This is a genomic window from Streptomyces sp. NPDC087845 (genome assembly GCF_044742755.1).
In the GTDB taxonomy this organism is placed as follows: Bacteria; Actinomycetota; Actinomycetes; order Streptomycetales; family Streptomycetaceae; genus Streptomyces.
The window spans coordinates 371,059-396,611 of record NZ_JBIUVC010000007.1 but is presented as its reverse complement, the minus strand read 5'-3'; the positions used below and the strand labels follow the sequence as shown (position 1 = coordinate 396,611).

At 71.5% G+C, this 25,553-nt stretch carries 19 protein-coding genes and 1 pseudogene; 8 read left to right on the top strand and 12 right to left on the bottom strand.

Annotated elements, in window-relative coordinates; all coding sequences use genetic code 11:
* Nucleotides 1-81: 81 nt before the first annotated feature.
* A complete protein-coding gene (locus tag ACIOMQ_RS20765; protein WP_362204341.1) occupies nucleotides 82-843 on the top strand; it encodes a hypothetical protein in 762 nt (253 codons plus the stop codon).
* Here the strand turns inward: ACIOMQ_RS20765 and ACIOMQ_RS20760 are convergent.
* From ACIOMQ_RS20760 to ACIOMQ_RS20740, 5 genes are all read right to left on the bottom strand, one after another.
* The gene (locus tag ACIOMQ_RS20760; protein WP_401264827.1) at nucleotides 786-1,520 is read right to left on the bottom strand and encodes a hypothetical protein; all 735 of its coding nucleotides are present in this window, start codon (nucleotides 1,518-1,520) and stop codon (nucleotides 786-788) included. The genes ACIOMQ_RS20765 and ACIOMQ_RS20760 overlap by 58 nt on opposite strands.
* Nucleotides 1,517-3,343 carry a phosphatidylglycerol lysyltransferase domain-containing protein gene (locus tag ACIOMQ_RS20755; protein WP_362204347.1) on the bottom strand — a complete coding sequence of 609 codons (1,827 nt, stop codon included), beginning with the start codon at nucleotides 3,341-3,343 and terminating at the stop codon, nucleotides 1,517-1,519. The genes ACIOMQ_RS20760 and ACIOMQ_RS20755 overlap by 4 nt, the downstream gene beginning before the upstream one ends.
* 84 nt (nucleotides 3,344-3,427) lie before the next feature.
* Nucleotides 3,428-4,540 (bottom strand): nicotinate-nucleotide--dimethylbenzimidazole phosphoribosyltransferase, encoded by a 1,113-nt coding sequence (gene cobT / locus ACIOMQ_RS20750; protein WP_401264824.1) that lies wholly within the window; start codon nucleotides 4,538-4,540, stop codon nucleotides 3,428-3,430.
* 95 nt (nucleotides 4,541-4,635) lie between these two features.
* Complete coding sequence (locus ACIOMQ_RS20745) at nucleotides 4,636-5,475, bottom strand: class I SAM-dependent methyltransferase (RefSeq protein WP_401757941.1); 840 nt, start codon at nucleotides 5,473-5,475, stop codon at nucleotides 4,636-4,638.
* Between the two features lie 42 nt (nucleotides 5,476-5,517).
* Nucleotides 5,518-6,720, bottom strand: coding sequence for a bifunctional adenosylcobinamide kinase/adenosylcobinamide-phosphate guanylyltransferase (locus ACIOMQ_RS20740; RefSeq protein ID WP_401264818.1), 1,203 nt, complete (start codon nucleotides 6,718-6,720; stop codon nucleotides 5,518-5,520).
* A 129-nt stretch (nucleotides 6,721-6,849) separates the two neighbouring features.
* On the opposite strand from ACIOMQ_RS20740, the gene ACIOMQ_RS20735 reads away from it, so the two are divergent.
* A complete protein-coding gene (locus ACIOMQ_RS20735; RefSeq protein ID WP_362204359.1) occupies nucleotides 6,850-7,059 on the top strand; it encodes a hypothetical protein in 210 nt (69 codons plus the stop codon).
* Between the two features lie 221 nt (nucleotides 7,060-7,280).
* On the opposite strand, the gene ACIOMQ_RS20730 is transcribed toward ACIOMQ_RS20735, so the two are convergent.
* The 3 genes from ACIOMQ_RS20730 to ACIOMQ_RS20720 all read right to left on the bottom strand — a co-directional run bounded on the left by ACIOMQ_RS20730 (nucleotide 7,281) and on the right by ACIOMQ_RS20720 (nucleotide 9,905).
* On the bottom strand, nucleotides 7,281-8,357 hold the full coding sequence (locus tag ACIOMQ_RS20730; protein WP_362204362.1) for a trypsin-like peptidase domain-containing protein: 1,077 nt from the start codon (nucleotides 8,355-8,357) through the stop codon (nucleotides 7,281-7,283).
* 94 nt (nucleotides 8,358-8,451) lie between these two features.
* A complete protein-coding gene (locus tag ACIOMQ_RS20725) occupies nucleotides 8,452-9,186 on the bottom strand; it encodes a methyltransferase domain-containing protein (protein WP_362204561.1) in 735 nt (244 codons plus the stop codon).
* A 119-nt stretch (nucleotides 9,187-9,305) separates the two neighbouring features.
* Nucleotides 9,306-9,905: a DUF3043 domain-containing protein gene (locus ACIOMQ_RS20720; protein WP_362204564.1), complete on the bottom strand. Its 600-nt coding sequence runs from the start codon at nucleotides 9,903-9,905 to the stop codon at nucleotides 9,306-9,308.
* 295 nt (nucleotides 9,906-10,200) lie between these two features.
* Between ACIOMQ_RS20720 and ACIOMQ_RS20715 the strand changes: the two genes are divergently transcribed.
* From ACIOMQ_RS20715 to ACIOMQ_RS20695, 5 genes are all read left to right on the top strand, one after another.
* Nucleotides 10,201-10,983, top strand: coding sequence for a PspA/IM30 family protein (locus tag ACIOMQ_RS20715; protein ID WP_093893567.1), 783 nt, complete (start codon nucleotides 10,201-10,203; stop codon nucleotides 10,981-10,983).
* A 9-nt stretch (nucleotides 10,984-10,992) separates the two neighbouring features.
* On the top strand, nucleotides 10,993-11,271 hold the full coding sequence (locus ACIOMQ_RS20710; protein ID WP_362204366.1) for a hypothetical protein: 279 nt from the start codon (nucleotides 10,993-10,995) through the stop codon (nucleotides 11,269-11,271).
* 191 nt (nucleotides 11,272-11,462) lie between these two features.
* A complete protein-coding gene (locus ACIOMQ_RS20705) occupies nucleotides 11,463-12,728 on the top strand; it encodes a sensor histidine kinase (RefSeq protein WP_402189745.1) in 1,266 nt (421 codons plus the stop codon).
* Entirely contained in the window at nucleotides 12,725-13,420 is a 696-nt protein-coding gene (locus ACIOMQ_RS20700; protein ID WP_362204372.1) for a response regulator transcription factor, read from the top strand. Before ACIOMQ_RS20705 ends, ACIOMQ_RS20700 begins: the two co-directional genes overlap by 4 nt.
* A gap of 163 nt (nucleotides 13,421-13,583) precedes the next feature.
* On the top strand, nucleotides 13,584-16,739 hold the full coding sequence (locus ACIOMQ_RS20695; protein ID WP_362204375.1) for an efflux RND transporter permease subunit: 3,156 nt from the start codon (nucleotides 13,584-13,586) through the stop codon (nucleotides 16,737-16,739).
* 100 nt (nucleotides 16,740-16,839) lie between these two features.
* Here ACIOMQ_RS20695 and ACIOMQ_RS20690 read toward each other — a convergent pair.
* From ACIOMQ_RS20690 to nadA, 4 genes and pseudogenes are all read right to left on the bottom strand, one after another.
* Nucleotides 16,840-16,986, bottom strand: a pseudogene (locus tag ACIOMQ_RS20690) (DUF397 domain-containing protein); the annotation flags it as partial.
* A 22-nt stretch (nucleotides 16,987-17,008) separates the two neighbouring features.
* Nucleotides 17,009-22,054 carry a tetratricopeptide repeat protein gene (locus tag ACIOMQ_RS20685; protein ID WP_402189743.1) on the bottom strand — a complete coding sequence of 1,682 codons (5,046 nt, stop codon included), beginning with the start codon at nucleotides 22,052-22,054 and terminating at the stop codon, nucleotides 17,009-17,011.
* The gene (locus ACIOMQ_RS20680; RefSeq protein WP_401757945.1) at nucleotides 22,044-23,453 is read right to left on the bottom strand and encodes a hypothetical protein; all 1,410 of its coding nucleotides are present in this window, start codon (nucleotides 23,451-23,453) and stop codon (nucleotides 22,044-22,046) included. Before ACIOMQ_RS20680 ends, ACIOMQ_RS20685 begins: the two co-directional genes overlap by 11 nt.
* Nucleotides 23,454-23,648: 195 nt before the next feature.
* The gene (gene nadA, locus ACIOMQ_RS20675; protein WP_362204384.1) at nucleotides 23,649-24,845 is read right to left on the bottom strand and encodes a quinolinate synthase NadA; all 1,197 of its coding nucleotides are present in this window, start codon (nucleotides 24,843-24,845) and stop codon (nucleotides 23,649-23,651) included.
* A 223-nt stretch (nucleotides 24,846-25,068) separates the two neighbouring features.
* On the opposite strand from nadA, the gene ACIOMQ_RS20670 reads away from it, so the two are divergent.
* Nucleotides 25,069-25,425 (top strand): iron-sulfur cluster assembly accessory protein, encoded by a 357-nt coding sequence (locus tag ACIOMQ_RS20670; protein ID WP_030933606.1) that lies wholly within the window; start codon nucleotides 25,069-25,071, stop codon nucleotides 25,423-25,425.
* Nucleotides 25,426-25,553 lie beyond the last annotated feature (128 nt).

Genomic DNA, 25,553 nt, shown 5'->3' with positions numbered 1-25,553 from the left:
AGGCTAATCGCTGTGACGGACCGATAGATTGGTCGTAACACGACAGACCATGGCAAAAGCGTCCTATCAGGAGTGGGTGGCATGGGTCACTGGTTCGATCAGAACATCGTCGAGCCGGGGAAGCTGCCGCTGCTCCTCGCCCTGGCCGCCTTCGTGCTCACCTTCGCCGTCACCCGGTTCATCACCCGGATGATCAGGGCGGGGAAGGGGCCGTTCCGCAACATCACGCCCGGCGGAGTGCATGTCCACCACGTGGTGCCCGGTGTGGTGCTGAGCGTCGTCGGCGGCTTCGGGGCGGTCGCCAGTAGTCGCCACGGGGTGACCGCGGGGGTCTGTGCGGTGATCTTCGGCACGGGCGCGGGGCTGGTGCTGGACGAGTTCGCCCTGATCCTCCACCTCGACGACGTGTACTGGACCGAGGAGGGCCGCCAGAGCGTGGAGGTCGTGGTCCTCACCGCGGCGCTGGTGCTGCTGGTCCTGGCCGGATTCTCACCGCTCGGCGTGAACGAACTGAGCAGTGACGAGCAGCAGGGCAGGCTCGGGGTCGTCCTGACCCTGGCCATCAACTTCTGCTTCGTGCTGATCTCCCTGTTCAAGGGCAAGGCGCGGCTCGCCGTCGTCGGCACCCTCGTCCCGTTCGTCGCGCTGATCGGGGCGATCCGGCTGGCCCGGCCGACCTCGATGTGGGCGAGGCGCTTCTACCGCAACCGCCACCGCGCCCGTGCCCGGGCGGTGCTGCGCGCCTACCACCACGATGTGCGCTGGATGGGCCCGCGGCGCAGATTTCAGGACCTGATCGGCGGGGCACCGGACCGGGCTCCGGTCTCCGGACGCAAACCCTGATCCCGGCGGCGCAGATCCCGGTGCCGGTGCCGGCTCACCGTGACGGCGCACAGCACGAGCACCGCGGCGATCGCCGCCAGATGCTCCTTGCCGGCCAGATTGTTCTTGAGGACCATCTCGACCGCCATCGCCGCGATCACCAGCGCCCCGGTGAACCAGGCCCGGTAGAGGCAGCACACGTAGACGGCGAGACCGACCACCGCCGCCGACGGGCCGGTGTCCACGATCCGGGCGTCGGTGGCGGGCAGCCCGAACAGCCCGTCCGGGCCGAGCGCGACGCCGATCCGCGCGTACAGCGTCCCGGCCAGCGTCGCGGTGTACGCGATCATGAGCGTGCGCCACCGGCCCAGGCAGATCTCGGCGGTCCCGAACACCATCAGGATCTGCCCCAGCGCGCCCCACACCGGCAGGTCCAGCGCCGGGACGAACAGCGACAACGGGGTACGCAGCAGGGCCTGCCACAGCGGGTCCTCGGCCCGTACGGCCCCGAGTTCGCGCACCGCGCCGAAGCCCCACGCCTGGTTCTGCACGGCGTGGAGCAGCGCCGTCAGGCAGACCGCGGCGAGCGTCATCGGGACCGCCCGCAGCCGGGAGGCGGTGAGCCCCGCGCGTACGGTGACGACGAGCGGACCCCATTCGTGACGGGCTGCCCCGCGCAGCGCCCGTACGGGTCTCATCCACCGGCCCCGAGGTGCGAGCGGTGCAGCCACTTGGGCAGACCGGGCGCCTCCAGGAACCCTTCGGCACGGCCCGCGGCGAGGCCGATGCGCAGCAGGTCGGAGCTCTTCTCGAAGAGCATGAAGCGCGGCTCCCAGATCGGTCGGTACTTGGCGTTCGCGCGGTAGAGCGACTCGATCTGCCACCAGCGCGAGAAGAAGCTGAGCATGGAGCGCCACAGCCTCAGCACCGGTCCGGCGCCGAGTCGTGAACCCCGCTCGAAGACGGACCGGAACATCGCGAAGTTCAGTGAGACCTGGGTGATCCCGATCTCTTCGGCGCGCTGCAGGAGTTCGATGACCATGAACTCCATCAGGCCGTTCTCGGAGTCCCGGTCGCGGCGCATCAGGTCCAGCGAGAGGCCGTTCGGCCCCCACGGCACAAAGCTCAGCACGGCGCGCAACTCGCCGGGCGCGCCGCCCTCTTCGGCGTCCGCGCCGTCCTTTCCGGTGGGTGCGTCGCGGCATTCGAGCATCACGCACTGCCCGTCGGCCGGATCGCCGAGCCGGCCCAGCGCCATGGAGAAGCCGCGCTCGGTCGCCCCGTCGCGCCAGTCGTCGGCGCGCCGCACCAGTTCCGCCATCTCGTCGTCGGGGATGTCGGCGTGCCGGCGCACGGTCACCTCGTACCCGGCGCGCCCGACCCGGTTGTACGCCTGGCGCACGGTCCGCATCGCCCGCCCTTCGAGGGTGAACTCGGCGGTCTCCACGATCGCCTCGTCGCCCAGTTCCAGGGCGTCCAGGCCGTGCCGCGCGTACACGGTGCCGCCCTCTTCGCTCACCCCCATCACCGCCGGGATCCAGCCGTGCTCGCGGGCCTCGGCCAGCCACGGCTCGATCGCCCCCGGCCAGGCCTCCGGGTCGCCGATGGGATCACCGGAGGCGAGCGAGACCCCGCCGACCACCCGGTAGGCGACGGCGGCCTTCCCGGTCGGTGACCAGACGACGCTCTTCTCCCGGCGCAGCGCGAAGTAGCCGAGCGAGTCCCGGTCGCCGTGCTTGTCGAGCAGCGCCCGCAGCCGCGCCTCGTCCTCGGGGGTGATCGGGTCGACGGCCCGGCGGGACCGGAACGCCGCGTACACGACGGCGATCAGCAGCAGGGTGGAGAGGATGTTGATCGTGACGTTGACCCAGCCGGGCGTGTGGATCCCGGGGAAACCGGTGTCGTTGGCGGCGATCGAGACCAGCCGCAGGGCGCCGTAGCGCCAGCGGTCCAGGAAGGACGAGCGGAAGCCGTCGTGCGCGGTGTTGGTGAGGGTGACCAGGCCCGCGGCGATCAGCGAGGTGGTCAGCAGGCCGCCGGCCGCGACGGCGGCCGCCAGCTTCGGGTTGGACCGGTCGCCCTTCGCGTAGAACTCACGCCGGCCGAGGGCGAGCGCCAGGACGAATACGGCGGTCAGCGCCAGCGAGATCCAGTTCTGTGGGTACTGCCGGACCTCCGGGAACGGGATCACCAGGGCGAAGAGGAGCAGCAGAAGACTGCTCACCACCATGTTCACGATCCAGGCGGCCCGCTTGCGGCGGCGCATGGTGATCGCGAGGAAGAGTGCGACCACCCCGGAGGAGAAGCCTGCGGTGAGCAGGTACGGGGTGAAGTAGTTCGCGGTGTTGTGGCGGCGCAGATCATTGCCGAAGCTGACCCAGACGGCGCTCAGGAAATTGATGAACGACACCACGCGCAGATACCAGATGGCGAACGCGGCACTGCGCCGCGACCGGTCGGTGCTCGGTGCACGGGTGCTGTCTCGCCCGGTTTCGTCGGTGGCCAATCGGACCTCTCCCATGAAAAGCGATCATATGGTGCATCGCGCTGCGGGAGGGGGCTGCGCTGCGGCCGGTGTTCGGCGGCCGCAGCTGTGCCGGGTCCGTCAGCCGCCGGTCGCGTCGCCGTCCGCGTCGCTTCCCTCGGCCTCTTCGCCGGCGCCGTCCTTCTCGTCGGCGACAGATGGGCGCTCGGGCAGCTCCGCCGCCAGCGCGGCCGCGGCCCGAACAAGCGGAAGTGCGAGCAATGCCCCACTTCCTTCACCGACGATGACGCCGTGGTCCAGCAAGGGGTTGAGCGCCATCCGGTCCAGGGCCTTGGCCTGCGCCGGCTCGCCGCTCGCCTGACCCGCCAGCCACCAGTCCGGTGCCCGGAAGGCCGCGCGCTGACCCACCAGCGCGCAGGCCGCCGAGACCACACCGTCCAGGATCACCGGCAGTCTGCGCACCGCGCACTGCAGCAGGAACCCGGTCGTCGCCGCCAGGTCCGCACCGCCCACCGCGGCCAGCAGCTCCAGCTGATCACCGAGGACCGGCCGGGCCCGCCGCAGCGCGTCCCGGACCGCCGCGCACTTGCGCATCCAGGCCAGATCGTCGATCCCCGCGCCACCGCGTCCGGTGACCACCGAGGCGTCCGTGCCGCACAGCGCCGCGATCAGCGTGGCGGCGGCCGTCGTACCGCCGACGCTCAGATCGCCGAGCACCACCAGGTCGGTGCCCGAGTCGGCCTCCTCGTCCGCGATCGCCATCCCCAGGCGCACCGCCTGCTCGGCCTCCTCGGCCGTCAGCGCGTCCTCGACGTCGATCCGGCCGCTGCCGCGCCGCACCCGGTGGCGTACCACCGACTCGGGCAGCAGCTCCGGGTCGCAGTCCAGACCGGCGTCGACGATCCGTACCGGTACGGAGAACCGGCGGGCCAGCACGGCGAGCGGAGTCGCGCCGTCCAGCGTGGCTCTCACCAGCTCGTGCGCGCTCCCGGCCGGGCGGCCGGAGACACCCAGTGCGGCCACCCCGTGATCACCGGCGAAGAGCACCACACGCGGTTGCTCGATCGCCTTGACCGGTACGGACTGCTGGGCGGCCGAGAGCCATTCGCCCAGCTCGTCCAGGCGCCCGAGGGCGCCCGGAGGAACGATCAGGCGCTCCCGGCGTTCCTCGGCGTCGCGCCGTACGCCGCCGTCGGGGCGTTCGATCAGGTCGGAGAAGTCGTCCAGATTCACGGGGGTCTGCCTCGCGGGTCGATACGTGGAGTGGGCCGGTGAGCCCGGCGGCGGGCTCACTGCGGAACAGTACCCGCAGCGTTTCTGACGCCCGGTCAGTGCGGGGACCCGTATCCGAACCGCAGCTGCGTCATCGCGGGTGTCAGGGTCCGCAGCCCCGGGAGCATCGACTGGAGCCGGATCAGCTCGCCCATCGCGCCCCGCCCCCGGGGCAGCCGCAGCGCCCGTACCTCGGTGATCGCCGGGTGCGCACCGCGCAGCTTGTGCCGCTCGCCGGGGTTCATCGCCCAGCGCATCGGCGGAATGGTCATCCCGCCGGCCTTCGAGGTGCCGGCCACCGTGCCCCTGGCCAGCCAGCGCGCCATCGTGTCCAGGACGAGGACGCCGCCGGGCAGCCGTTCGGCGCAGGCCGCCAGGATCCTCCGCACCTCCGGGGGAGGCAGGTACATCAGCAGCCCCTGCGTCGTGACGACCGCACCGCGGCCCTCCGGATCCTCGATCTCGTCCAGCCAGGACAGATCGGTCGCCGACCGGGACAGGGTGCGCAGCCGGCCGGAGGCGGGCAGCAGCGCCCGCCGCAGCTCGGCGACCTCCGGAAGCTCCACGCTCAGCCAGTTCAGCCGGCCGTTGTCGACCCGCCAGAAACCGGTCTCCAGGCCGTCGCCGAGCGCGACCACGGTGGCCTGCGGACGGTCGGCGAGGTAGCCCTGCACGGCCAGGTCGAAGCAGCGCGAGCGCAGCCCCTGGGCCTGCGAGTGGAACGCGTTCGGCCGCCCGAACCGCTCCTCGAAGGGATAGTCCAGATCCTTCATCAGCCGCAGCGCCATCGGGTCGTCCAGCACCGGATAGCGCTGCCCCGCCTCGTACGCCCGGTTGTAGAGCGTCCACAGCAAGGTCTCGGGAACCCCGCTCAGCATCGGTCGCACACGTGCCATGTCCGCTCCTCCTGTTCCCGCGTCTCCGTTCGCGTGCTCCGGTCAGCCGCGCAGCACCAGCACCTGCCCGGCCACCACCAGCAGCACCTGTTCGCACTCGTCGGCGAACGCGGCGTTCAACCGGCCCAGCTCGTCCCGGAACCGCCGCCCGGCGGCCGTCGCGGGCACCACTCCCGAGCCCGTCTCGTTGGTCACGGCGACGACCGTGCGCCGCGTCCCGCGCACCGCGGCGACCAGCTCGGCGGTCCGCTCCCGCAGCGCGCTCTCGCCGCCGTCCGCCCACGCCGCGTCGTCCCAGGCACGCACCCGGTCCATCGCGTCGGTCAGCCACAGCGACAGGCAGTCGATCAGCAGCGGAGGCCCGTCCGACCCCAGCAGTTCCACCAGCTCACAGGTCTCCTCGGTGCGCCAGGCGGCGGGCCTGCGCTCCCGGTGCAGCCCGATCCGGGCCGCCCACTCGGCGTCCCCTTCCCTGCGTCCACCGGTCGCCACGTACACCACCTCGGGGAACGTCTCCAGGCGCCGCTCGGCCTCCACGGACTTCCCCGACCGGGCACCGCCCGTCACCAGCGTGCGCCGCGGTACCTCCAACGCCGCGTGGTACTCGCCCACCACCAGCGTCGTCCCGTCCGGCACGGCGCGCGCGCCGGACGCCGCGAGCCGTCGGTCCAGCTCCCCGCCGGGCGGTGCGTCGTGGCCCAGATGGACGGCGATGATCTCCGTGGTGGGGCCGATCGCCTCGACGGCCCGCAGCCGCGCCACCGCGTCCGGCCGCCCGACCACATCGCCGACCACCATGTCGTACGGCTGGGGCGCCGGGTCCGCGAGGCCGGAGGGCGCGGCGCCGGGCGGCAGGTAGAGCAGCCGTACGCCCTCCGGCGCGGTCACCTCGTAACCCGTGCCCGGCGCGTCCATCGGCACCGCCCGCACCCGGTGCCCGCTGATCAGCGTCAGTTCCCGCCCGTCCGGCACCCGTCCCGCCGGAGGCAGCCCGGCGGGCAGCTCCACGGCGGGCCCGTCGTGCGGATGGGTGAGCAGCACCTGCCGTACGCCGGTGAGCGAGTGCCCCGCACGGGCTGCGGCGAACACGGCGCCCGGGGTGAGATCCAGCAGCAGCGCGTCGTCGACCAGCACGGCGGTCGCGGCCCGCGAGCGCGCCCCGCGGGCGGTGGCGCAGGCGGCGCAGGGACATTCGGGGCGCGGCAGCCCGTCGGGGGCTCCGGTGCCGAGCAGAGTCAGTTCCACGCCTCCGATCCTGCCGCGTCCGCGCCACGGGTGCGCGACTTGGGGGGGTGTCCGGGCGGGCGCAGACCCCGTACCCGCACGGGTGGGAGGCACTAGGCTGCGGGCAGCAAAGCGACCCAGGAGGCGGACATGGCGTGGACGTGGCGGTTCGAGAAGTCCGACGGTACGGAGACGGAGCCGGCCCTGCAGCCGGAGGAATTCACCACGCAGGGTGATGCGGAGTCCTGGATCGGCGAGTACTGGAAGGAACTCCTCGACGGCGGGGCGGACCAGGCGACGCTCTTCGAGGACTCGACGAAGATCTACGGCCCCATGAGCCTCCAGGCGGACCAGGGCTGATCCGACCCCGCACACGCGAGCGACGTACGGGCCCGTGGGCTGCGCTCCCGGGCCCGTACGGCTGAGATCCGCCGGGATCCGCGCCCGCGGGGCGGCGGCGTTCCGTCCGTACGAGACCGGCCGGGGCCCGCGCCCGTACGCGGCGACCCGGCTCTCCGCCGTCGTCCGTCCGTAAAGGACCGGCCCGTACGGACGACGGAGGGTGTTCCCGCGGCCGGGATCTAGATCTCGCCCAGGGTGACCCGCGCCGTCTTCTCCGCCCCGTTGCGCAGATACGTCACCGTGACCTTCTGGCCCGGCTTGTCCGAGGCCAGCGCCTCCGACAGGGACGTGATCGTCGTGACCGGCAGATCGTTGAGCGCCGTGATGATGTCGCCGACCCGCAGCCCCGCCTTGTCCGCGGCGCCGCGCTTCGTCACGCTGACCAGCGCGACCCCGGCCGGCCGGTAGTTCGTGTCGACGACCGTGCGTCCGATGATGTCCAGCGCCGCCCGGCCCGAGTCCGTGACCTTGCCGCTCTTGATGATCTGATCGGCGACCGTCCGCACCATCGAGACGGGGATCGCGAACCCGATTCCCGGTGCCGCGCTGTCACCCATCTCCGGGTCGATCGCCCCCAGCGTCGGGATGCCGATCACCTCGCTGTTCAGGTTGACCAGCGCACCGCCGCTGTTGCCCGGGTTGATCGCCGCCGAGGTCTGCACCATGTTCGCGATCGTCGCGCCCGTGCCACCGCCCGCACGGCTCTCGCTGACGGTCCGGCCGAGCGCCGAGACGATGCCCTGGGTGACGCTGGAGGACAGCCCGAGCGGCGAGCCCATCGCCAGCACGATCTGTCCCACCTCGACCTTCTCCGAGTCACCGAACTTCGCCGCTTTCAGCCCCTTCGGAACGCTGTCCAGCTTGATGACGGCCAGATCCTGTTCCGGATAGGAGGTGACCAGCGAGGCGTTCAGTACCTTTTCGCCGGTCGCTACGGTGACCTTGAATGTCCTCTCGTCACCGACCACATGGGCGTTGGTGACGATATGGCCCTTGGAGTCGTAGACGACGCCGGAGCCCAGGCTGTTGGCGGCCTCGATCTGCACGACCGACGGCAGCACGTTCTTGATCACGGTCTGGTAATCGCTCTGCAGATCAGCGGCGTTCCGGGGAGCGGGGGGAGACGCGGAGGGATCGGCCTTCGATGAATCGGACTTCGTGTCCGAGCAGCCGCTCACCAGGGCGATGGCGCAGAGCCCTGCGGTCAGAGGCAGCAGCACCTGGCGCACACGGCTGCGGAAGTGGAATGCATCCATGTCCGGATTGTCGCTTCTGGTGCTCCCGGTGGCCCGCTGGGTTCGGCCGACCGGGCACCGCGCCTCCGTCCGGCCCCGGCCCGGACGAGTGGTTCTAGCCCCGCACCCCGCACAGATGCAGCAGCGCGGCCACCCCGCGGTACGGGTCCGTCCGCCCGGCCCGGTCCTCGGCGGCCAGCACCCGCTCCAGCTCGGCGGCGGCCGGCAGTTCCACGTCGTTGCTCACGTTGTCCGTGAAGACGCGGACCCCGTACCAGGTGTGCAGGGGCGCCGCGATTCCGGCGAGCGTGGCCGTCAGGGCGTCCAGCCGGTCGGCCCGTACCGGGAGGCCCAGCCGGTTGGTGTACGTGGCCGTGTCGAAGGCGGCCAGCGCCGTGTCCCAGTCCCCGGCCGTCCCGGGGCGCATCGCCAGCGCGTCGGCGTTCCGTACGAGCAGCGAGAGCAGCCCGCCGGGGGCCAGCATCCGGGCCAGGCCGGCCAGCATCGCGTCCGGCTCCCGGACGTACATCAGGACGCCGTGGCAGAGCACCACGTCGAAGCTGCCGGGCAGGAAGTGCACCCCGGTGTCCAGGCCGTCGCCCTCGATCAGCCGGACCCGCTCGCGGATGCCCGCCGGCTCGCTGCCGAGCGACTCGCGGGCCACCCGCAGCATCTCGGCATCGGACTCCAGCCCCGTCACGGTGTGCCCGGCCCTGGCCAGGCGAAGCGCCTGGGTGCCCTGGCCCATACCGACGTCCAGGACGCGCAGCCGCTGCCCGACCGGGAAGCGGGCGGCTATCTGCTCGTCGAGCTGGCGGGCGACGAGCTCCTGGCGGACCGTGTTGCGCAGCCCGCCGAGCCCCTTCAGCCACGCCGAGGAGGCTCCCGAAAATCCGGTGACGGCAACGGGGGCGGTGCCGCCCGGCAGGCCGGCGGACGGACCGCCGGCCGAGGCGGAGATGTCCGTACTCAGGGCCGCTCTCCGCGCTTGACCTGCGGCTTCGGCAGCCGGAGCCGACGCATCTGAAGCGTACGCATCAGACCGTAGGCGACCGCGCCGCGCTTCGGCGTATCGGGGAAGCGCGCGTTCAGCTGCTTCTTCAGGCGGAACGCGAGACCGATCGAGTCGACGACGATCAGCACGATCACGACAAGCCAGAGCAGCAGCGAGATGTTCTGGATGTTCTGCACCTGGATCACGCTGAGGATCAGAATGATCACGGCGAGCGGAAGGAAGAACTCCGCGATGCAGAAGCGCGAGTCCACGTAGTTGCGGACGAAGCGCCGCACAGGGCCCTTGTCGCGAGCCGGCAGATAGCGCTCGTCGCCACTGGCGAGCGCCTCGCGCTGCTTGGCCAGGTCGACACGGCGCGCTTCGCGTTGCCGCTTCATGGCCTCCTTGCGGTCGAGCGGCGCGCCACTGGAGGCACGACGGCGCTGCGACTGGGCATCGCTGCGCTTGGGGGTGGGGCGACCTTTGGGGGCCTGCGGGTCGCGGGGCTGCTTGGAGAGGTCCGCCGTCACCTTGCCGGTGGGCGCCTTCTCTTCCTTCGAACGGCTACGGAACACAAGGCCCAAGGGTACGGGTTCGATCGCCGCGACCCCAGGCCGGTCGGGAACGATCCGGCAACGGCCCGCGTCCTCGCAGGTGTCCCCACGGGTTCCGCGGGGGCGCCGCCACCGTTTCCCCGACCGCCACCTACTCCCTGGGCCGGAGTGGTGACCGGGTGCAGTCGTCCTTGGGGAGGAGCACATCTGTGCTCGAACAGTGCGGTAATAGAGGCAGGGCCCGTACTGTGGGTTCTGTTGGAGTGCTGGAGCTCAGTCCGTCAGAAGGGGGCGCGCGAAGCCCATGAGCGGTGTCATGAAGCGTATGGGGATGATCTTCCGCGCGAAGGCAAACAAGGCCCTGGACCGGGCCGAGGATCCGCGCGAGACCCTCGATTACTCGTACCAGAAGCAGCTGGAGCTGCTTCAGAAGGTGCGCCGCGGTGTCGCCGATGTGGCGACCTCGCGCAAGCGGCTGGAGCTGCAGCTGAATCAGCTGCAGGGGCAGTCGTCCAAGCTGGAGGACCAGGGCCGCAAGGCGCTCGCGCTCGGCCGCGAGGACCTGGCCCGCGAGGCGCTGTCCAGGCGCGCCGCACTCCAGCAGCAGGTCACCGACCTGGAGACGCAGCACACCACGCTGCAGGGCGAGGAGGAGAAGCTCACTCTCGCGGCCCAGCGGCTGCAGGCCAAGGTCGATGCCTTCCGTACCAAGAAGGAGACCATCAAGGCCACCTACACCGCCGCCCAGGCGCAGACCCGGATCGGCGAGGCATTCTCCGGGATCTCCGAGGAGATGGGCGATGTCGGCCTGGCGATCCAGCGGGCCGAGGACAAGACCCAGCAACTGCAGGCGCGGGCCGGCGCGATCGACGAGCTGCTCGCCTCCGGCGCCCTGGACGACCCGACCGGGACGGCGAAGGACGACATCGCCGCCGAGCTGGACCGGATCTCCGGTGGTACGGATGTGGAGCTGGAGCTGCAGCGCATGAAGGCCGAGCTGGCCGGCGGCTCCACCCAGCAGCAGGCGATCGAGGGCGGCCCGCAGGACGCGGCGCAGCAGCAGTCGTCGCAGTCCCCGCACAGGTTCGACAAGAGTTAAGGCAGCGTCATGATCGTACGGATCATGGGGGAGGGCCAGGTCGTACTGGCCGACAGTCATCTCGCCGAGCTCGACGAGCTCGACGACGAACTGCTCGCCGAGGTGGAGAGAGGCGACGGTCCCGGCTTCCGCTCCACTCTCCACGCGCTCCTCGCCAGGGTGCGCGAGCTCGGAGAGCCCCTGCCGGACGACTCCCTGGAGCCGTCCGAGCTGATCCTCCCGTCGTCCGACGCGACCCTCGAACAGGTGCGCGCCATGCTCCGGGACGACGGCCTGATCCCCGGCTGACGCCGGTCGTACTCCAGCACCCGCTCGCACCTGCGCGCACCCGCGCGAATCCGTGCCCCGTGTCCGGTCCGCCGGCCACGGGGCACGGCCGTGTCCGCGGCGCGGCGCCCTTGCGGGTCGGGGCGCTCCGTACCGTTCTCTCCGTACAATCCGGACCGATTCCCGCGCGACACGCCGTAACGTAGCTTGACGTGACCACCCTCGGAACCGGGGTTCTGCGCGTCCGGCACTGGCTGCGCGACCATCCCCTCGCGCTGGATTCCGTGCTCGCCCTGGCCGTACTCGCGGCCATGAGCATCGGGTCGTTCGTCCATCCGCGTACACCGAACGGGCCCACCTTCGGCACCCGCCCGCCCGAGGTGAGCAGCGTGTGCCTGATGATGCTCGGTGCCGTGGCGCTCATCTGGCGGCGGCGCAATCCCATGGCGGTGCTCGCGGTCACGGCCGGGCTGACGGTCGTCGAACTGGTGAGGTCCGACCCGCCCGCGCCCGTGGTGATGAGCACCGTCATCGCGCTCTACACCGTCGCCGCCCGCACCGACCGGCCCACCACCTGGCGGGTCGGCCTGCTGACCATGGCCGCGCTGACGGCGGCCGCGATGCTCTTCGGTCCGGCGCCCTGGTACAGCCAGGAGAACTTCGGCGTCTTCGCCTGGACCGGCATGGCCGGCGCGGCCGGGGACGCCGTCCGCTCCCGGCGCGCCTTCGTCGACGCGATCAGGGAGCGTGCCGAACGGGCCGAGCGCACCCGCGACGAGGAGGCCCGGCGCCGGGTCGCCGAGGAACGGCTGCGGATCGCCCGCGATCTGCACGACGTCGTCGCCCACCACATCGCCCTCGTCAACGTCCAGGCCGGGGTGGCCGCCCACGTCATGGACAAGCGCCCCGACCAGGCCAAGGAGGCGCTGGCCCACGTCCGGGAGGCCAGCCGCTCCGCGCTCAACGAACTGCGGGCCACCGTCGGGCTGCTGCGTCAGTCCGGCGACCCGGAGGCACCGACCGAACCGGCGCCGGGGCTCGCGGTCCTCGGTGAACTGGTGGACACCGTCCGACGGGCCGGGCTCCCGGTCGAGGTGGCCTGCACCGACCGGCGGCCCCCGCTCCCCGCGGCCGTGGACCTGGCCGCGTACCGGGTGATCCAGGAGGCGCTGACCAATGTGCGCAAGCACGCGGGCCCCGGCGCGAAGGCCGAGGTGAGCGTCGTACGGGTCGGGGCCACGGCCGAGGTCACCGTCATCGACAACGGCTCGGGCGGGGGCTGCTGCGACGGCGGGGGCGACGGCGGCGGCCACGGCCTCCTCGGCATGCGCGAACGGGTCACCGCACTCGGCGGCTCCCTCACCGCGGGGCCCCGCTACGGCGGCGGATTCCGGGTCCATGCGATCCTGCCCGTCAAGGCCCGTGCGGCAGAGCCGGAGGAGCCGGACGCGGCGGGCCGGACGGGGGAGAACGCATGACACCGCCCATCAAGGTGCTGCTCGTCGACGACCAGGCGCTGCTGCGCAGCGCGTTCCGGGTGCTGGTCGACTCGGAGTCCGACATGGAGGTGGTCGGCGAGGCGGCGGACGGCGCGCAGGCCGTCGAGCTCGCCCGGTCGACCCGCGCCGACGTGGTGCTGATGGACATCCGGATGCCCGGTACGGACGGACTCGCCGCGACGCGCATGATCAGCGCCGATCCGGAACTGGCGGACGTGCGGGTCGTCATGCTCACCACCTTCGAGGTGGACGAGTACGTGGTGCAGTCGCTACGGGCCGGGGCGTCCGGCTTTCTCGGGAAAGGGGCGGAGCCGGAGGAACTGCTCAATGCCATCCGCGTCGCCGCGGGTGGCGAGGCGCTGCTCTCGCCCGCCGCGACCAAGGGCCTGATCGCCACCTTCCTTGCGCAGGGCGGCAGTTCGGATGGCGACGGGCCGAGCGCCGCGGAGTACTCCGAGCGGCTCGACGCGCTCACCGGCCGCGAGCGCGAGGTGCTGGTCCTGGTCGCGGGCGGCCACTCCAACGACGAGATCGCCGAGCGGCTCGTCGTCAGCCCGCTCACCGTCAAGACGCATGTGAACAGGGCGATGGCGAAGCTGGGCGCACGGGACCGGGCTCAATTGGTGGTAATAGCGTACGAATCGGGCCTGGTGCGCCCCAGGGTGGAGTGACAGGTGGAGATACGGCGTACTCCACCTGCGGTATGCGCGGCATAAGAAAGCGACCCTGGGCCGACGCCCGAGCCCCTGCGGGTGAGCGATCGTATGGATGGGTCGGGTCTGTCCCCAGTAACCCGCCCATCTGCCGCGTAAGCCACAGAAGAGAGACCCACCCATGTCCTGGCTGTCCAGATTCAGCCTCGCGCAACGGGCCCTGATCGGACTGATCTCGATCGTCGCCCTCGTATTCGGAGCGATCGCGATCCCGCAGCTCAAGCAGCAGCTGCTGCCCACCATCGAACTCCCGATGGTGTCGGTGCTCGCCCCCTATCAGGGTGCGTCCCCCGATGTGGTCGAGAAGCAGGTCGTCGAACCGCTCGAGAATTCCATCAAGGCCGTCGACGGCGTCACCGGTACCACCTCGACCGCCAGCGAGGGCAACGCCGTCATCATGGCGACCTTCGACTTCGGCAGCGAGGGCACCAAGCAGCTCGTCGCCGACATCCAGCAGGCGGTGAACCGCGCCCGCGCCCAGCTTCCGGACGATGTGGACCCGCAGGTCGTCGCGGGCTCGACGGACGACATGCCGACCGTCGTCCTCGCCGTCACCTCCGACAAGGACCAGCAGGCGCTCGCCGACCAGCTGGACCGCACCGTCGTCCCCGCACTGGAGGACATCGACGGCGTCGGCCAGGTCAGCATCGACGGCGTCCAGGACCTCCAGGTCTCCATCACCCCCGACGACAAGAAGCTCGCCGCCGCGGGTCTGAACGCCACGACGCTCTCCCAGGCGCTCCAGGCGGGCGGCGCGACCGTCCCCGCCGGTTCCTTCTCCGAGTCGGGCAAGAGCCGCACCGTCCAGGTCGGCGGCGCCTTCACCTCCCTGAAGCAGATCGAGGACCTGCGGGTCACCGGCCAGGACCCGGCGACGGGCAAGCCCGGCGAGCCGGTCCGCGTCGGTGACATCGCCACGGTGAAGCAGGAGCCGTCCTCCGCGGTCTCCATCACCCGTACCAACGGCAAGCCGAGCCTCGCCGTGATGGCCACGATGGACAAGGACGGCAGCGCCGTCGCCATCTCGGACGCGGTCAAGGACAAGCTCCCCGACCTCCGCAAGGACCTCGGCAAGGGCGCCGAACTGACCGTCGTCTCCGACCAGGGCCCCGCCGTCTCCAAGGCGATCTCCGGCCTGACCACCGAGGGCGCGCTCGGTCTCCTCTTCGCGGTCATCGTGATCCTGGTCTTCCTCGCCTCGCTGCGCTCGACCCTGGTCACCGCGGTCTCCATCCCGCTCTCCGTGGTCCTCGCGCTGATCGTGCTCTGGACCCGCGACCTGTCGCTCAACATGCTCACGCTCGGCGCGCTGACCATCGCGATCGGCCGAGTCGTCGACGACTCGATCGTGGTCCTGGAGAACATCAAGCGTCACCTCGGCTACGGCGAGGAGCGCCAGTCGGCGATCATCACCGCGGTGAAGGAAGTGGCCGGCGCGGTCACCTCCTCGACCCTCACCACGGTCGCCGTCTTCCTGCCGATCGGTCTCGTCGGCGGTATGGTCGGCGAGCTCTTCGGCTCGTTCTCGCTGACCGTCACCTCGGCCCTGCTGGCCTCCCTGCTGGTCTCGCTGACCGTCGTCCCCGTCCTGTCGTACTGGTTCCTGCGCGCCCCGAAGGGCAGCACCGAGAACCCGGACGAGGCCCGGCGCAAGGCCGAGGAGAAGGAAGCCGGCAGCCGGCTCCAGCGGCTGTACGTCCCGGTGCTGGGCTTCGCGACCCGGCGCCGCATCACCAGCATCGTCATCGCCGGCGTGGTGCTGCTCGGCACCTTCGGCATGGCTCCGCTGCTGAAGACCAACTTCTTCGACCAGGGCGAGCAGGAGGTCCTCTCCATCAAGCAGGAGCTGACTCCCGGCACCAGCCTGGCGGCCGCCGACGCGGCGGCCAAGAAGGTCGAGAAGGTCCTCGCCGACGACAAGGGCGTCAAGGACTACCAGGTCACCGTCGGCTCCTCCGGCTTCATGGCGGCCTTCGGCGGCGGTACGGGCTCCAACCAGGCCTCGTACCAGATCACCCTGAAGGACGCGGGCGACTCCGAGGCCGTGCAGAAGCGCCTCGACACGGAGCTGGGCAAGCTCGACGGCATCGGCGACACCACCATCTCCGCGGGCGGCAGCTTCGGCAGCCAGGACCTCAGCGTCGTGGTCAAGGCCGCCGACGCGGACGTCCTGAAGAAGGCCTCCGAAGAGGTACGGGCCGAGATGGCCGGGCTCAAGGACGTCACCGACGTCCAGAGCGACCTGGCGCAGAGCGTGCCGCGGATCTCGGTCAAGGCCAACGCCAAGGCCGCGGAGGCGGGCTTCAACCAGACCACGCTCGGCGCGGCCGTCGCCGGAGCGGTGCGCGGTACCCCGTCCGGCAAGGCGATCATGGACGACACCGAGCGGGACATCGTCATCAGGTCGGCCCACCCGGCGACCACGATGGCCGAACTGAAGAACCTCTCCCTCGGCCCGGTCGAGCTCGGTCAGATCGCCGACGTCGAGCTGGTCCCCGGACCGGTCTCGATGACCCGGATCGACGGCCAGCGCGCCGCGACCATCACCGCCAAGCCCACTGGTGACAACACCGGCGCGGTCGGTGCCTCGCTCCAGACGAAGATCAACGCGCTGAAGCTCCCGGACGGCGCCACCGCCACCATCGGCGGTGTCTCCGAGGACCAGAACGACGCGTTCGTGAAGCTCGGCCTGGCCATGCTGGCCGCGATCGCGATCGTCTTCATGCTGCTGGTGGCGACCTTCAAGTCCCTGATCCAGCCGCTGATCCTGCTGGTCTCCGTCCCGTTCGCGGCCACCGGCGCGATCGGCCTGCTCGTGATCACCGGCACTCCGATGGGCGTCCCGGCGATGATCGGCATGCTGATGCTGATCGGCATCGTGGTCACCAACGCGATCGTGCTGATCGACCTGATCAACCAGTACCGGACGCAGGGCATGGGCATCGTCGAAGCGGTCGTCGAGGGCGGCCGCCACCGGCTCCGCCCGATCCTGATGACCGCCCTGGCGACGATCTTCGCCCTGCTCCCGATGGCGCTCGGCGTCACCGGCGAGGGCGGCTTCATCTCGCAGCCGCTCGCGGTGGTGGTGATCGGCGGTCTGGTCACCTCGACGCTGCTGACGCTGCTCCTGGTGCCGACGCTCTACGCGATGGTGGAACTCCGCAAGGAGCGCCGCGCGAAGAAGAAGGCCATCAAGCGGGCGCGGAAGGCCGGCGTGTCGGCCCCGGCCGAGGCGGCGGACTCCACCGTCGAGGAGCCGGAGCCCGCGAAGGCCTGACCCGCCTGGCATGACGAGGGGCCTGTCCCGCACGAGCGTGTGGGACAGGCCCCTTCGGGTTGTCCGCTTGCGGCTTGAGCGCTGCTGCTACGTGAGCGAGGAGGAACGCGCCCCGGGCCGCGGCCTGGACGACGAGCGCCGGGCCGGCGGGGTTCTTGCTGTCGCGTACGGGGACGACGCCGGGGAAGTCGTCGCTGATCTCGACGCATTCGCCCCCATGGGAATTGCTGGAGCGGCGGGAGCGCAGGCTGGCTGCGGGGCGGTGAGCGTCAGGCGGCCCCGCTGAGAGCCTGGACGATCCGGAGCCACGTCTCGCCGTGCGGGTGGGCGTGCCGGACGCTGAGGGCGAGGATCTCCCTCAGTAGCCGGGCACGGGTCTCCTCGGGTGCGCGGGCGAGGAGCGTGGCCAGCTCGTCCGGTTCGACGCCCTCGACGGCTCCGGCGAGCACCATGCCCGCCTGGGCGTGGGTGAGGGAGGACAGCATGTCGTCGAAGACCTGCCCCTCGACGGCCGCCGCGTGCAGCAGTGCGTTGCCGTCCCCGGCTGCCAACGCCCTTTCCACGTACGCCTGGAGGGCGTCGCGGTCCTCGACGAGGCGGTACGCGGCGTCCAGTCCTTCGGTGCGGGCGACATCGAGGACGGCGACGTGCGCGAGCGGGGTGGCCTCGGACGGCTGGGCCTGGAGGATGCGGGGGTGGTCCTGGAGGAAGACCCGTGACTCCGCCCAGGTGTCGCAGTCCACCCACTCCGCCACCTGCTCCGCGAGGATCAGCGGATCGTAGGCGGCGGTCACGCCGTGGACGAGGACGGCCTCGCGGAGCGCGGCGTGCTGCTGTGCGGTGCGGGGGTCCAGGAGTGCCAGCTCTTCGAGGGCTGTCGCTGTCTCCTCGCGCTTGAGCACTTCCGCATTCCGGGACCAGACGTCGCGTGACTGGGGCCAGTTGGGCGCGAACATCCAGGAACTGACGAGGTCCAGAGTCTCCGGCGACAGGGCGAGCCAGGCCGGTGCGGGGGCGAAGGTCTCTTCTTCCCACGCGGTGCGGACCGCGTCGGGATCGCCGTACGCGCGCAGCGCCTGGCGGGCCCGTACGGTCACGGGGTCCGGCCCTCCCGTCCCCACGGGGGCCTTGTGCAGGCACGCCACCAGCTCACGTACGCCGGCCTCGGCCCAGGGGGCGGGGCAGGACAGGAGGAAGACGCCGCGCTCGACGCCGAGGCGGCGGGCGGTTGCGGGGTGGACCGTCGCGAAACCCTCCACGGCCTCGTCGAATGCGCAGATCGCCGATGTGTGGCCGTCCGTGCGGGTGAGAGCCTCGGCCAGGTTGTCGAGAGCGGTGACGAACACGGTCTCGAAGGCGCCAGGACTCGCCATGGCCAGGCTCCGCCGGATGGCGACGGCTTCCCGCGCTGTGGTCACCGCCCCGTCGTAGTCGCGGTTCTGCCCCAGGTACACGCCGAGGTTGTTGAGGGCGGTGGCGAGATCGGGAAGGAAAGTGTCGGCCTGGTCGGCGACGAGTTCACGCCAGAGCCGTACGGACTCGTGCGCTGGTGACAGTGCTTGCTCCGGACTGCCTGTGGCGGCGAGACTCTCCGCGAGAGGGGTGAGGGCGCAGGCGAGGCCGGAGCGGAAGGCGGCAGGGTTCTGTGCGGTGAGTTCGCGGTGGATGGCAACGGATTCCTCCGCTGCCCGCAACGCGGCGGCAGGGTCCCCGGTGTCGTTGAGGTGGTTGGCCAGGTTGTTGAGCGTCGCGGCAAGGTCCAGGCGGAAGACAGGCTGCTGTGCGGCGAGTTCACGCTGGAGGGCGAGGGCTTCTCGGGCCGATGCGAGCGCCCCTGAGACGTCGCCGACGACAGCGCGGTTGCTGCCCAGGTGGCAGAGCGCCGTGGCGAGCTTGGCAGAGGAAGCGCCCGGGTCCCGCAGGACGAGGCGGCGACAGACGCTGACCGCTTCTTCGGCCTGGGGCAGGGCTGCCGTGGGCTCCCCGGCAGCGACGAGCGCCTTGGCGAGGTTGTGGAGGAAGTCGGCGAGCGCCGGGAGGTGTGCGGCCGTTTGTTCCGCGGCCAGTTCGCGCTGGATGCGTACGGCTTCTCGCATCAACGCCACGGCGGATTCCCGGTCTCCGGCGGGGAATGTTCCGGACAGGGTGTTCAGGGACAGCGCGAGATCCGCCCGGAACGCGCCGGGGTGCTCCGCAGCCAGCTTGGCGTACAGGCGTGCGGCCTCCTGAGCCGGGGCGCGCGCCCCCTTGGGGTCTCCGGTGGCGGAGATTCGCTGTGACAGATTGGTGAGGGCGTCGGCCAGACCGGGCAGGAACGCGGTCGGATGGCGCGAACCGAGGTCTCGGCAGATGCGTACCGCCTCCTGGGCGGAGGCGAGGGCCCCCTCACGGTCCCCGGCGTCGGCGCGGTGCGCGGACAAATTGTTCAGGGAGCGGGCCAACGGGAGCAGGGCGCCGGAGTGGCCTCGGGCCACGGCCCGCCGGATGCGGACCGCCTCCTCTGCGGGCGGCAGTGCGTCCGCGTGGGCGCCGGTCCTGCGGAGATTGCCTGCCAGATTGGTGAGGACGGCGGCGAGGTCGCCCAGGAATGCGCCAGGGTGAAGCGCGTCGAGTTCGCGGTAGATGCCGACCGCTTCCTTCGCGTGCGGCAGCGCGGCCCGGTGTTGTCCGCCGGAACCCAGGTGCGCCGCGAGGTTGGTGAGCGTACGGGCGAGACCCAGGCGGAAGGCCGCTGGGCTTTGCGTGGCGAGTTCGCGGTAGATGCGTACGGCCTCCCGCGCCGGATCGAGTGCGCTTTCCTGGTCGCCGACGCCTGCGAGGCGGTTGCCGAGGGCGCTGAGGGAGTCCGCCAGAGCCGGGAGCGTGCCGTCGGCCCCGGAATCGGCCAGCGCCCGCTGGACAAGGACTGCCTCCCGTGCGGGTGCCAGAGCCCCTGCGAGGTCGCCGGTGCCGGCGCAGCGGGCGGAGACATTCATCAGGGCACGGGCCACCGCGGTCCGATGGCTTCCGGGAGATTCTCGTTCCAGCTCCTCCCACAGCGACAGCGCCTCCCGCGCTGCACCCAGCGCACCGTCCAGATCCCCTTCCGTCCCGAGCCGCTCGGAGAAGCGATGCAACGCCTCGGCCAGAAACAGCGCCGCGCTCGCCCCGCCCCGCTCCACCAGCCCCCGCAGCATCCCGATCCCCGGTGCACCCGCCCGCGCCGCGTGCCGCGCCAGCCCCCGCACCACGTACGGGTCGATGGCCCCCCAGTCGCCGCCCACCGCTCGCCGCTCGACGTGCGCGATGAGCGCGGCCAACGCCACCTCTCCGGCCTCGGCGTGCCCCGGCCCCTCCCGGTCCGCGAGATGTGACACGAACTCGCGGTGGTACAGGCGGTACACCGCCTGTCCGTCCTCGGAGTCCTCGACGATGTAATGGCCGTAGGCGGAGAGCACCCAGTCCACGTCGCTGTCGTCGTACGACACGTCACCGCCGCCCAGCGCTCCGGCGACCTCCTCCCACACGCCCCCGGCGGGCATGCCGCGCCCGACCGTCCACGCCAGCGCGGTCAGCAGATCCCGTGCGGCGGACGGCAGTTCGGTGCCGTCCGCCAGGACCCGTACCGGCCCGGCCCGCAAGTCCTCCTCGAACGCGGCCTCGATGGAGCCCGGCAGACCGGCCGGCCACTGGTCCTCCTCGGCGACATAACCCCCTGCCAGCAGCGAGCCCGTCACCAGCCGGGCGAACAGGAACCCGCCGCCCACCGCCGTAGCACGCGCGGCAACCGCATCGCCCGCCTCCCGCGCCCGGTCCTCCGGGACACCGGCCGCCGCGCACCGGCGGAACACGTACTCACCGATGTCCTCCTGCGTGTGCGGCTCCCGCTCCAGGTCCGCCGTGGTGACCTCCGTACCGATCAGCCGGGCCAGAGCGTCCGGCAGGGTCTCGTTCCCCTGCCCGTCCTCCTCGATACGGCTGCGGAACGCACGGTCGCGGGAGCCGAGCAGGACCGGGGTCGTCCGGCTGAGCGGGAAGACCAGCTCCTCGATCACGGCACGGAGGTGCTCGGCGGGTACTTCGTCCAGGCCGTCGAGCACCAGCACCGGCTGCGGGGACAACTCACGGAGCTCGCCCCGGAAGTCGTCCGCGTTGCGGGGTTCCGGCAGTCCGAGTTGCCGGGCCAGCTCCGAGGCCGCCTGGAGAGGGCTCAGACCTCGCAGATGCACGGAGGCGAGGGAGCGGTCGGGGCGGAGGCCCGGGTCCGGGTCGTCCTCGCGCAGGCCCCCGTGTGCCTCGGTCTCCTTCCGCTGCACGGGATCGGTGAGCGTCGCGATCCGGCCCAGCACGGCCGACTTGCCGCAGCCCGCCGGGCCGGTCACCAGGAAGAGCCCGGCCTCGTCCGCCTCCAGCCATGCGGCGATCCGACCCAGCACCTCCTTCCGGCCCGTGAAGAACCAGCCCTCCTCGCGGTACCCGGCCCCGCGCGCCGCGAGCACCAGGTGCTCCACCAGCCGGGCGGGGGCCCCGGGTACATGGCGCGGGTTCGGGAAGACCGGCCGCCCGGTGCCGAGGGTGGCGGGCACCGGTGTCTGCCCCTCTCCGCGCCATCGCTCACCCAGCGCGGCCAGCAGGTCCGGGCCGCTGACCGACGCGTTGTGGGCGCTCCACGCCGAGCGGTACTCGGTGGTGGCAGGGCCGGCCTTCAGTACCTCCGCCAACGCGGTGAGCAGAGGGCCGCTGCCGTCCGACGTCTCGTTGCGCCGACAGCTCGCCATGATCCCGAACCACTTGACCTGGCCGGGCGGCGTGGATGTGGCCTCCCAACGCCGCAGAGCCTTCTCCAGGCCCCGGCCCACCGCATCTCCCGCGTGGCAGGTGTCGATGATCACCAGGATCTGGCCGGCGCCCGACGCCACCGCGTCATTGACCAGCGTCTCGGCCGAGACGCCCCGCTTGAGGGCGCGTGCGTCACGAGCCACCTGCTCGACGTCGAGATCCAGGTCGCAGAGCGCGAGGCGCAGTTCGTCGTCGATCAGCACGCCGTGCCCCGACCAGATGATGATCGCGGGCTTCGCCGCCCCCGTCTTCCGCCGGCCCTCGCTCCAGGTGGTGAGGGCCTCGTCGAAGGTCGCCCAGGACGGGTTCCCGCCGCCCACCACATGCGCCGCGATCCCCAGGCCCTCCAGCAGTCCGGCGATCCCCTCCATCTGGGCCACCGCCCCGGTCAGCGGGGGGAAGCTCCGCTTGTCGGCGTACTCCTCGCACGCCACGCACAGCGCCGTCCCCACCGGCTCGCGTCCGTCGTCGCCCGCCACGCCCGCCTCACGCACCATTGTCCGCCCCGCCTTCCAGTACCAGCACCAGCGCGGTCATCACGACATGGCCCGCGTTCCCCGTACTCACCCGCACCCGGTGCGGCCCTGCCGGCAGCCCGGCCAGGCGTGCCACGTAACGGCCCCCGCCCAGGTTGTTCAGCGTCCGCACCGGTCCGCCCCCGGCGGCCGCGAAGACGGCCACCCGGTCGTGGCCCCGTATGTCCGGCGGGACCGTGGCCCGCAGCTCGTACACCTCGCCCTCGGTGATCGCGTCCGGGGCGTCCACCACCAGCGGGATGTCCGCGACCTCCGGGCCCCGGTGGACCGGCGGGTCGGGGGTGAGCCAGTTGTAGAGGGCCTGGCGCAGCGCCGTGTTGTTCTGGAGCGAGCCGTGTTTCTCCCAGGGCGTGTACGCGGGCCGCCGCGCCACGCCCACGTGGGCGCTGGAGAGCCTGGGCACGCGGCCGTCGCCGCCCTCGTCGGTCCCGTCGATCGTGAGCAGTCCGGTCAGCTTCTCGCCCTGGACCTCGGCGGTGGTCGGGGTCGGCTGGAGCACTCCGCTGATCGGTACGTACTCCACTCCGTACGCCGCCCCCGCCCCGGACTCCCGCAGCGCCTCGTGGAAGCGGGCGGCGTCCTTGAGCAGTGCCGCGTCGGCCCCGGGCAGGCCGGTCGCCTCACGGGCGTATCGCAGCGGCTCGCCCGGCGCGGTGATCAGCGCGGCGTAGTCGGGGACGAGCTGGTGGAGGGACGGAAGGCTGCGGGCGAACGCGGTGAGGCCGATACCGGCCGGGCCCACCCCGTTGACCAAGGAGAGCAGGGCGTCCAGGGAGCCCCGGTACGGGGTTCCGAGCGTGATCACGCGGCGCGTCACCTCCGCGCCGCCGCACCGCTCCACGTACTGGCGGGTGACCAGGCCGCCCATCGAGTGGCAGACGAAGACGACCCGGGCCTCCGCCCGCTCCGGCGCCGAGGCTCGCCAGCGGCCGAGCTCCTCGTCCACCCGCTCGGCCAGCCGGTCCGCGTTGCAGCGGCAGGACAGCCGCCAGTCGTAGGCGAAGTCGATCAGGTTGGCGGGGGCGTCCGCTTCGCCCTTCTCGCCCCGGCGCCGGAGCGTGAAGTTGTCTTCCAGCCACTTCAGGAAGCCGTCGTAGCCGTCCACGAGCGTCCCGATGCCCAGCAGTCCGTGCAGGTCGCGCATCGGACCGAGCGGGCGCACACCGTCGCCCGGGTGCTCGTCGCCCAGGTCCGGGGGCAGCGCCAGGCCCTTGACGGACCGGCCGAACGTACGGATCCCGCGGAGGAGGGCCGGGCCCGAGAGGCCCCAGACCTCGTGCCCGTCCGCGTCCGCCAGCCGACTGCCGAGAATGCCCGGGACGACGACCACCATGTCGTCGACCCGGCTGCGAGACGTCATGTGGCGCCGTACCCCCGTGAATGTGCGCTGCTGCCGTGGATAAAACAGCGTAATTACGGAGAGGGCTGTTCGAGTGCCATATGGAGGAAACCGGTCGGCTCGGGAGGTTCCGTACCCGTACGCGAGCGGAAGGCCCGGCCCACCGGCTGTCCAACGGTGGACCGGGCCTCACGGCCGTGCCGCAAGCGGCACCCGCTACGGCAGCGCCAGCATCCGCTCCAGCGCCAGCTTCGCGTACTTCTCCGTCTCCGGGTCGACCTCGATCCGGTTGACCAGGTTCCCCTCGGCCAGCGACTCCAGGGCCCACACCAGGTGCGGCAGGTCGATCCGGTTCATCGTCGAGCAGAAGCAGACCGTCTTGTCGAGGAAGACGATCTCCTTGTCCTCGGCCGCGAACCGGTTGGCCAGGCGGCGCACCAGGTTCAGCTCGGTGCCGATCGCCCACTTCGAGCCGGCCGGGGCCGCCTCCAGGGCCTTGATGATGTACTCCGTCGAGCCGACGTAGTCCGCCGCCGCCACGACCTCGTGCCTGCACTCCGGGTGGACCAGCACATTGACGCCCGGTATCCGCTCGCGCACGTCGGCGACGGACTCGACCGAGAAGCGCCCGTGCACCGAGCAGTGCCCGCGCCACAGGATCATCTTCGCGTCGCGCAGCTCCTCGGCGGTCAGGCCGCCGTTCGGCTTGTGCGGGTTGTACAGGACGCAGTCCTCCAGCGACATGCCCATGTCCCGGACCGCGGTGTTCCGCCCCAGGTGCTGGTCGGGCAGGAACAGGACCTTCTCACCCTGCTCGAAGGCCCATTCCAGCGCCCGCTCCGCATTGGACGAGGTGCAGATCGTGCCGCCGTGCCGGCCGGTGAAGGCCTTGATGTCGGCGGAGGAGTTCATGTACGAGACCGGCACGACCTGCTCGGCGACCCCGGCCTCGGTCAGCACGTCCCAGCACTCGGCCACCTGTTCGGCGGTGGCCATGTCGGCCATGGAGCAGCCCGCCGCCAGGTCCGGCAGCACGACCTTCTGGTCGTCGGTGGTCAGGATGTCCGCGGACTCGGCCATGAAGTGCACGCCGCAGAAGACGATGTACTCCGCCTCCGGGCGCGCGGCCGCGTCCCGGGCGAGCTTGAAGGAGTCCCCGGTGACGTCCGCGAACTGGATGACCTCGTCGCGCTGGTAGTGGTGACCGAGGACGAACACCTTGTCCCCGAGCTTCTCCTTGGCCGCGCGGGCACGCTCCACCAGGTCCGGGTCGGACGGGGAAGGGAGGTCGCCGGGGCACTCGACGCCGCGCTCGCTCCTCGGGTCGGCCTCGCGGCCGAGCAGGAGCAGGGCGAGGGGCGTCGGCTGGACGTCGAGATCCTGGACGGGGTGGGCCGTGGTCACGTCACGCACCCTTTCTTCTCTGCAGAAATGCCTTTTCGTCTAATTGACGCTATCTATCATATCCCGTTCACGTCACTTTGACGATGGCCATAGTGTCGATGTGACGCATCCGCCGGGACGGCCGGTGTGCGAGCATGAATGGAACAGGCAAGCGCTCGGCTCGGAATGAATCCGAGGTCCCGTCGGTTGCAACGTCGGCAAGCAGTCTCCGTACAACCCGGGAGAGAAGCAGATGTCCGTATCGGACGAGACCACCACCGTGAGCGACGGCATCCTCCTGTCCGACGCCGCCGCAGCCAAGGTCAAGGGCCTGCTGGAGCAGGAAGGCCGTGACGACCTGGCGCTGCGCGTCGCCGTCCAGCCCGGCGGCTGCTCGGGCCTGCGCTACCAGCTCTTCTTCGACGAGCGTTCGCTCGACGGCGACGTCGTCAAGGACTTCGACGGCGTCAAGGTCGTCACCGACCGGATGAGCGCCCCGTACCTGGGCGGCGCCTCCATCGACTTCGTCGACACCATCGAGAAGCAGGGCTTCACGATCGACAACCCGAACGCCACGGGCTCCTGCGCCTGCGGCGACTCCTTCAGCTAGGGCCCTGAAGGCAGCGGCGGAACCACGCAGAGGCGGGGGGGGGCGGGGGGCGGGGGCGGCCCGCGGGGGGGGGGGGGGGGGGGGGGGGGGGGGGGGGAGGCGAGCGTGGGGCACGCGGGGGGGCGGCG